Annotated in this window: 5 protein-coding genes; 3 read left to right on the forward strand and 2 right to left on the reverse strand. The window is 67.7% G+C overall.

What is annotated here, in order from left to right; genetic code table 11:
- Positions 1-21: 21 nt before the first annotated feature.
- Together QZY44_RS12070 and QZY44_RS12075 are read right to left on the reverse strand one after the other, a co-directional pair.
- On the reverse strand, positions 22-468 hold the full coding sequence (locus QZY44_RS12070) for a hypothetical protein (protein WP_365304137.1): 447 nt from the start codon (positions 466-468) through the stop codon (positions 22-24).
- A 46-nt stretch (positions 469-514) separates the two neighbouring features.
- A complete protein-coding gene (locus QZY44_RS12075; RefSeq protein ID WP_295446524.1) occupies positions 515-3,691 on the reverse strand; it encodes a DEAD/DEAH box helicase in 3,177 nt (1,058 codons plus the stop codon).
- 178 nt (positions 3,692-3,869) lie between these two features.
- On the opposite strand from QZY44_RS12075, the gene QZY44_RS12080 reads away from it, so the two are divergent.
- The 3 genes from QZY44_RS12080 to QZY44_RS12090 all read left to right on the forward strand — a co-directional run bounded on the left by QZY44_RS12080 (position 3,870) and on the right by QZY44_RS12090 (position 8,438).
- On the forward strand, positions 3,870-5,210 hold the full coding sequence (locus tag QZY44_RS12080; protein WP_295446526.1) for a heterodisulfide reductase-related iron-sulfur binding cluster: 1,341 nt from the start codon (positions 3,870-3,872) through the stop codon (positions 5,208-5,210).
- Between the two features lie 3 nt (positions 5,211-5,213).
- Positions 5,214-5,798, forward strand: a complete 585-nt coding sequence (locus QZY44_RS12085; RefSeq protein WP_295446528.1) for a DUF3501 family protein — start codon at positions 5,214-5,216, stop codon at positions 5,796-5,798.
- Between the two features lie 276 nt (positions 5,799-6,074).
- Entirely contained in the window at positions 6,075-8,438 is a 2,364-nt protein-coding gene (locus tag QZY44_RS12090) for an ATP-binding protein (protein WP_295446530.1), read from the forward strand.
- The last annotated feature ends 64 nt before the right edge of the window (positions 8,439-8,502 follow it).

An 8,502-nucleotide genomic window follows, 5' to 3' on the forward strand; every position in this document is an offset into this window, starting at 1 on the left:
TAACATGCAGCTGCTTGATCGCTACTTCCTGCTGCCATCAGCAGTCACTTCATACTTATTTGCAATTACGCCTGGTGGTATAACGCCGCAATCTTCCGCTCTGATCGAGACCTCTTGCTCGTCGGGATAGAGAGGGTCCGGGTATTCTTTGCTGGTTACCCCATGAGCGCCAAAAAGGTCTGGGGCTAAGACATACACCCACCCATCTTCTTTGTAATCCGAGGTAGCAAAACATATCGCTCTCGATTCACTTCTCGTGGTCGACACAAAGCATCCACCATATAATCCGGTCTCGATATGATGAGCCCTGGCAGCATTGTCCTCTGATTCACCATATGTAATTCTTCCATCATAAGTTATCTTGTTGTCGTGTCGCGCCATAACTTCTTTCTTATTGCCTCTTGGCTTAATTAGACCACCTTGTGCTTGATCCATTTCTTTCGATACTCCTCTGTATAGTAACGACATGTCTCTAGCTCCAGAAAAACAACTGTCCAACTTGCGTGAAGGCTAGTCAGGATGGGCGGCAGCCCTCGACAAAGTCGGCGCTCTCCGCCGCCAGCGCCCGCAGCAGCCCATCGGGCACGCCATCAGCCCCTTGGCCGAGGGCCAGGGCGCGCATGAGGAGCGCGGCCTCATCCTGGGTCAGAACGCCCCGCGGCAGGGCCTCGGCAAAGACCCAGACGCCAGCCTGCGCCGGGGTCGGCGAGACCTCCTGACCGGCACGCAGCGCCGCAGCGGCCAGCAGCGCGCCGACCAGCAGGTCCATGGCGGCACCGGGGCAGGCCTGGCCGATGAGGACCTCGGCACCGCGCAGCTTCTCCCGCGCCTGGCGCAGCAGACGCGGTTCGGCAGGGACCTGAACGGCGCCCGGGGTCGCCTGTTCGGCATCGAAGAGTGTGCTGGCACCGGCCACCGGGGAGGCGGCGCCCAGGCGACTCAGACTGCCCAGGGTGCGGCGGTCGATGAGTGCGACCGGGATGCGGCCGGGGATGGCGGCGGCGGCGCGGTCGGCCAGGTCGTCGACCTGGTCGAGGACGACCAGCAGGCCGCCGCCAGCGCCCAGGATGCGCTCGATACGCGCACCGAAGGCGGACTGGACGGCGAGAATGGCGTCGCGAATCTCCTGCTCCGCCTCGTTCGGAATCGGCTCCGCCAAGGGTTCAGGGACGGCGCGCGGGGTCGCGTCGGTATCGGGGATCGGCTCCGGCGCCAAGGCATCCGTGTCAAGGCCCTCCCCCGCCGCTGCGAGGGGCTCGGTCCCGACAGCGTCAGTCGCCCCGGCCTCGGTCTCTGCCTTGCCGCCGACCAAGCCCGGACTTCCCGCCAGGTCTTGGGCGAGGATCTCCAGTAGCTTACGGGAGACCCCCGCGACGTCCTCGGTGGCATTCGGGTCCACCACGTTGTCGAACAGGTGTCGCTTGCCGCCGACCAGTTCCAGCACCCGCCCCTCGTACGAGTCCGCGGCGACCAAGAGCAGGATCTGCACCCGCGCCGTCTGGCCCAGGCGGTGGATGCGCCCGATGCGCTGATCGAGCACGGCCGGGTTCCAGGGGATGTCCAGATTGATCAGCACGGAGGCGGCCTGCAGGTTGAGCCCCACGCCCCCGGCATCGGTGGAGATGAAGACCTGGGTCGCGGGGTCGTCGCGGAAACGGTCGATGAGCGCCCCGCGCTTGTCCGTGGGCACGCCCCCGTGCAGTCGCACGCAACCCAGTCCCATGGCCCGCACCCGCTGCTCGACCATCCGGGTCATCTGCTCCCACTGCGAGAAGATCACGGCCTTCTGCCCGGACTGGAGACAGAGGTCATCAAGCAGGTTGACCAGTTCGTCGAGCTTGGGCGAGCCCTCGGTCTCTTTGTCCACCAGGCCGGCGGCGTCGCAGGCCATGCGCGCCTCTTGCAGGGCAGAGAGCAGGCGCTTGGTCTCGGCGGGGGTGAGTGGCCGCCGTTTGGCGATCTGGGCCAAGATGCCGGCACGCTGGAGTGCGGCACCGTGCAGCTCCACCTGGGCGGCGTCCAATGGGATATCCAGGCGGCTCTCGATGCGCTCCGGCAGTTGGTCACGCACCAGTTGGCGATCACGCCGGAGCATCACCGGTGCCAGGCGGCGGCGCAGTTCCGAAAGGTTGCGGTAGCCCAGGATCTTGCCGCGCTCGTCGGTGATATGAAAATCCACCAGATAACGCCAGAGGGGGCCGAGCACCCGGTGGTCGACCACCTGCATCAGGCTGTAGAGGTCCTCCAGGCGGTTCTCCAGCGGGGTGCCGGTGAGCACAAAGGCATAGCGCGAGGGGATGCGCTTGACCGCAGCGGCGAGCTTGGTACGCCAGTTCTTGATGCGCTGGGCCTCGTCCAGGATCACGAGGTCCGGGCGCAGGGTCTCGTTGATCACGCTGACATCGCGCAGGACCAGCTCATAGTTCAAGATGAAGAAGCCGCGGCCCTCCCGGTATTGCACCGCCCGCCCGGCCGCCGGCCCGCCCACCACCCGCGTCTCCTGACCGGTGAAACGCTGGATCTCGCGCGCCCACTGCTGTTTGAGCGAGGCCGGGCAGATCACCAGGATGCGTTCGACCTCGGCACGCTGGCGCAGCCAGGCCGCGGCGGCAATGGCCTGGAGCGTCTTGCCGAGCCCCATGTCGTCCGCCAACAGGGCGCGGCCCCGGGCGACCAGGAAGGCGACACCGTCCACCTGGTAGGGATAGAGCCGGGCCGTCACCCCCGGGAGCCGGCCGCCCCCGGCACGGATCGCCTCGCCCAGGGTGCGCGCCCGCTCGCCCTGGGCCGCCTGCTCGGCCAGGCGGCGGGCATAGTCCAGTGCGTCCGCGCCCAGGTCGATGTCTGCCCGGTCGGCGACCAGTTCGGCCAGGCGCAGGAAGTCCTCCGGCAGGCGGCGGCAAAAGGCGCCGGACGCATCAAAGTGCTCGTCGAGCAACCGGGCCAACTCAGTGTCGAGGATCGCCGCCCGATGCAGGCGGATGCGCGGAGCCGGGTCCGACTCCCAGTCCAACCAGACGAAGGGTGCCGGTGGCGGCTGCTCCTTGAGTCGACGGAAATCACGGCGCTTGCCGATACGGTGCAGCACCGCCTCAATGTGTTTACAGGTACCGAGCTGATTGCTGGCGAAGTCCGGGCAGGTGCAGTAATTGGCGCGCCGGGTGAGTGAGCGGATATGGACCCGATAGCCGACCGGTACATGCGTGGATGAGGTGATGGAACGGGCGCTCCAGGCGCCGAAGGCGAGGTCACCGGAGATCTGCTGGACCAGGACCTCCGTGCGCCCACGCTTCACCCGCTCGTCGATCGCACCCTCCGCCGCGCCCAGCAGTTCCCGCACCCCGGCGCCCCGGTCCGCGGCCCCGTTCACATAGGCAAACAGGGCCGCCAGGGCATGAACGCAGGGCAGGCCTGGCTCGGCCGGACAGGCGCAGTGGGTCGCCAGGCGGCCTTCATCATCAATGGTCAGTTCCAGAGAGACCTGCTCCTCGGTATCCTCGTCCTCCACCGTCGCCCAGAGGCAGTTGCGCTGGCGATCCACCGCCACGACCCGGGTGTCCTTGAAGTGGCGCAGCCCCGCGCGGACCAGCTCGGCCGGGGCCAGGGACTCCAGGCGTTCCTGGTCCATAAGGAAAGGGTCCGCCAGCTGATTGGAGTCGGGGTCCGGGGCGGGGGCGTCGCTTGGATACATTGGCTTGAGAACCGGGGCGAGTTGCGAGGGTGGAATCTTACCAGCACCAAGCCGCCCCGGCGCCCAAGGCGCAAGCCCGCAACTCCAGTTTCATGACAGCTAACGATGGCACAATATACGTCGGTACACCATGGCGTCACAGTGCCCGGCACCCAGCCACCCCCAGGAGTCACCGCCCATGCCTGCACCGCCCCCCCGCGAGGGCAGCCTCGAGGCCCCCACCCGTCACCCGCTCGACTGGCAGAACCCCTTGTTCTATGACCAGGGGCGGCTCTTTGATGAGATGGAGCGGGTCTTCCACATCTGTCACGGCTGTCGACGGTGTGTCAGCCTATGCCAAGCCTTCCCGACGCTGTTCGACCTGGTGGACGAAGCCGAGTCCATGGAGCTTGACACCGTGGCCAAGGCCGATTACGGCAAGGTGGTGGACCACTGCTATCTGTGCGACCTGTGCTACCTCACCAAGTGCCCCTATGTGCCGCCCCACGCATGGAACCTGGACTTCCCGCACCTGATGCTCCGGGCCAAGGTGGTCAAGTACCAACAGGGCACGGTCAAGTTGCGCGACCGGGTGCTCACCAGTACGGACCTGGTGGGTCGGCTAGCCGGCATCCCGGTGGTGAGCACGGTGGTCAATGCCGCCAACCGCACCCCCCCCGCCCGCCGCGCGCTCGAGGCCGTACTCGCGGTCCACCGCGAGGCGCCGATACCGCCATACGAGGGCCGGACGCTGCGCCGCTCGGAATCGGCACGCATCGGCCGGGCAGCCACCGGCGAGCCGGCCGGCGGCACCACCGGCAAGGTGGCCCTGTTCGTCACCTGCTACGGCAACTACAACGAACCCGAACTGAACGCCGACCTCATCGCCGTCTTCGAGCACAACGGCATCCCGGTCACCCTGGCCCGCAAAGAGCGCTGCTGCGGGATGCCCAAGCTCGAATTGGGCAACCTGGCGGCGGTGCGCGCGGCCAAGGAGGTCAACATCCCGGTCCTCAAGGCACTGGTGGATCAGGGCTGGGACCTGGTGGCAATAATGCCGTCCTGTGTGCTGATGTTCAAACAGGAACTGCCGCTCCTGTTCCCGGACGACCCCGACGTGCAGACGGTGCGGCGCGCGATGTACGATCCATTCGAATACCTGATGATCCGCCACCGGCACGGCAAGCTGAAGCTGGATTTTGCGCAGCCGCTGGGCCGGGTGGTCTACCAGGCGTCCTGCCACCAGCGGGTGCAGGCGATCGGCCCCAAGACTCGCGAGGTGCTGGCCCTGGTCCCGGACACCCAGGTGGAGATCATCGAGCGCTGCTCGGGCCACGACGGGACCTACGCGGTGAAGACCGAGTCATACCCCTTCGCGATGAAGATCGTGAAGCCCGTGGCGGCCCGCATCGCGCAGGCCGCGCCCGACCACTTCGGGAGCGACTGTCCGATGGCCGGGGCGCACATCGCCCATGCGCTGGGGCAAGACGGGCGGCAGCAGCACCCGCTGACGCTGCTGCGCCTCGCCTACGGAATCTGAACCATGCAGCCCACGCGACTCACCCGCGCCGACCTGTACAGCCTTGAAGAGTACGCCGAGTATCGGGCGGCCTTCCGCGCCCGGGTCATGGCCCACAAACAGGACCGCCGGGTGCCGGTCGGCCCCCATGCCACCCTGTATTTCGAGGACCGCCTGACCATGCAGTACCAGGTCCAGGAGATGCTCCGGGCGGAGCGCATCTTCGAGGCCAAGGGCATCCAGGACGAATTGGACACCTACAACCCGCTGATCCCGGACGGGCGCAACTGGAAGGCAACCCTCATGATCGAATACACCGACGCGGATGAGCGCCACGCGGCCCTGGTGCGCTTGCGCGCAATCGAGGATCGGGTGTGGGTCCAGGCTGGCGGCGACCGGGTCTATGCCGTTGCGGATGAGGACCTGGTACGGGATGACGCCACCCGGACCGCCGCAGTCCACTTCCTGCGCTTCGAACTCACGGCCGTGCTGGCGGCGGCCGTCAAGGCGGGGGCAGCCATCGACATCGGAATTGACCATCCACACTACCATCACCAAGTCCAGGCAACGGCGCGGGTCCGCGACTGCCTGGTCACGGACTTGTCTTGAGTGCTGGCGACGCCGGGGGCGATCAACAGTGATGTGGTGGGCGAAATCGCCCGTCGTAGGGTGGATAAGGCGCGAGGCACGGCGTCGCGGACCGGGCAGGCGCTGCATCGCGCCGCATCCACCAGCCAAGGCATCGGCGGCGCTGGTGGACGCGCTGCGCTTATCCACCCTACGTCGTCTCCGAAGCCACATCAAGTCTTACTCGCGCCCGCGTGGCCGGACGCGGCACCATCAGCTAATCTTAGGCAAGGACCAACCCGCTCAGGACGCGCCACCATGACGACACCCAGTCCACCCCATCGCAATGGTGCGCCGAACAGGCCGCCAGGGATGCCGCTCGCGACCTTCCTCTCGCGGCTGATCTGGCTCTGCGTGTTACCGCTGCTGCTGCTGGCGACCTGGCTCGCAGTGGATAGCGTCCGCACCATCCAGGCCCAGCGTGATGAGGCGGCCGCCAATCTGGCCCGCAATGTCGCTGCCGCGCTCGATCAGGATCTGACCTCACGCATCAATGCGCTGCACCTCTTGGCCGTCTCGCCGCTGCTGGAGGATGCGGCACGCCGCGCTGAGCTCCAACACCGCCTGGATCAGGTGGCGCTGCCGTCCGGCTGGGCCATCGCGTTGCGCGACGGCCGCGGCGAGCCGATCGCGCAGCGCGCACCGCTGGGGTTCGACCCGGGGCGGGATACGGATTCGGGCGGGCGTTTCACCGTCCCCTCCAAGGTCTCACCCTGGTCGGTGGAGCTTGCGATCCCGCGCGCGGTCTATCGTGCACCGCTGCTGACGGCGGCGCTGGCACTGGCAGCGGGGCTGCTGGGGGCCACCTTGGTGGGGGTGGCGGGCGCCACCCTGGCCAGTCGCCGACTCGGCCGGGCGGTCCAGGCACTGGCGCAGCCGCCCGCGGCGCACGCGCCGCCCCCGGACATCGTCGAGGTCGCCGCGGTCCGCGACCTGCTCACGGAAGCGGCGCAGCAACGCCAGCGGCTCGACGAGGAGTTCCACCGCCACCGTCAGCACCTGGAGGCGGAACTGGCCCGCCGCACCGACCAGGCCGAGGCGGCCACCCGTGCCAAGAGCGCCTTCCTGGCCAATATGAGCCACGAGATCCGCACGCCGCTCAATGCCATCCTGGGACTGACCTACCTGCTGCGGCGCGACGGGGTCACACCGGCCCAGACCGAGCGACTCGGCAAGATCGACAGCGCTGGTCACCACCTGCTGGACATCATCAACGACATCCTGGATCTGTCCAAGATCGAGGCGGGGAAGCTGCAATTGGAACCGACGCAGTTCGCACTGGACACCCTGCTGGAGCAGGTCCGCGCGCTGATCGGCGAGGCGGCCCAGACCAAGGGACTCACCGTCAGCGTCGCACACGCGGGCCTGACCCTGCCCCTGCGGCTCCGCGGTGATATCACCCGCTTGCGCCAGGCGCTGCTCAACTACGCGGGCAATGCGGTCAAGTTCACCGAGCGCGGCGGCGTCACACTGCGCGCCCGCGGCCTGGCACAGGACGCCAACGGCATCCGAGTCCGTTTCGAAGTCCAGGACACCGGCATCGGCATTGCCGTCGAGCAGTTGCCGCGACTGTTCCGCCCCTTTGAGCAGGCCGACGACTCCACCACCCGCCGCTACGGCGGCACCGGGTTGGGGCTCGCCATCACCGCGCGCCTGGTGCGCTTGATGGGAGGGGAGACGGGGGTCGAGAGCACCCCGGGCGAGGGCAGCACCTTTTGGTTCACGGTGCCCTTGGCGTGGGGCCTGAGCGCACTGCCGGACACGGCACCGCCGCCGGTCGACGTGCAGGCGCAACTAAGCGCCCACCACGCCGGCACGCGCGTACTGCTGGCAGAAGACAACCCGATCAACCGCGACGTCACCCTGGACCTGTTGACCGGGGTCGGGCTCGCGGTGGACACCGCGCAGGACGGGGTCCAGGCCTTGGCGATGGCCCAAACGGGCGACTATGCACTGATCCTGATGGACGTGCAGATGCCGAACCTGGACGGACTGGCGGCCACCCGCGCCATCCGCGCGCTGCCCGCCTGGCGCGACAGACCCATCCTGGCCATGACCGCCAGCGCCTTCAACGAGGACCGCCGCGCCTGCCTGGACGCTGGGATGAACGGGTTCGTCGCCAAACCGGTGGAACCGCAGGCCCTGTTTGCCGCCCTGCTGCGCTGGTTCGGGTATCCGCACAAAGCACGCGAGAACCTGCCGACCACAGGACCGACACCGCAGCCGCTTCAGGCACCGGCGCCGGGCGCCGACCTGACCGACGACGCGGTCATGGCCCGTCTGACCGCCCTGCCGGGCGTAGATCTCGCCCGCGGTCTGTCACTGCTGCGCGGCAACCGGACCAAATACCTCAGCCTGCTGCGCCACTTCACCGCCGCTCACCAAAACGACCCGGCCCGCCTCTCAAGCGACCTGGCGGGCGGCGATCATCAGGCGATGCGACAACTGGCCCACGCGCTCAAGGGCGCGGCGGCCACCCTGGGCGCCGCTGCACTCGCGCAGGCGGCAGCCAATCTGGACGTCACCTTGCGCGACCCCGCGCGCCCCGATCCGCAGGAGCTCAGCGCCCTGATCGGGGCGATCGAGCAGGCGCTCGCACCGCTGGCAGCGGCCCTAAAATAGCCCCGCCACCGAGTGATATTGGTCGCGGCCTGGGGGCCGCTCCTACGGCGTAGGAGCGGCCCCC

Source organism: uncultured Thiodictyon sp. (assembly GCA_903837595.1).
GTDB lineage: Bacteria > Pseudomonadota > Gammaproteobacteria > Chromatiales > Chromatiaceae > Thiodictyon.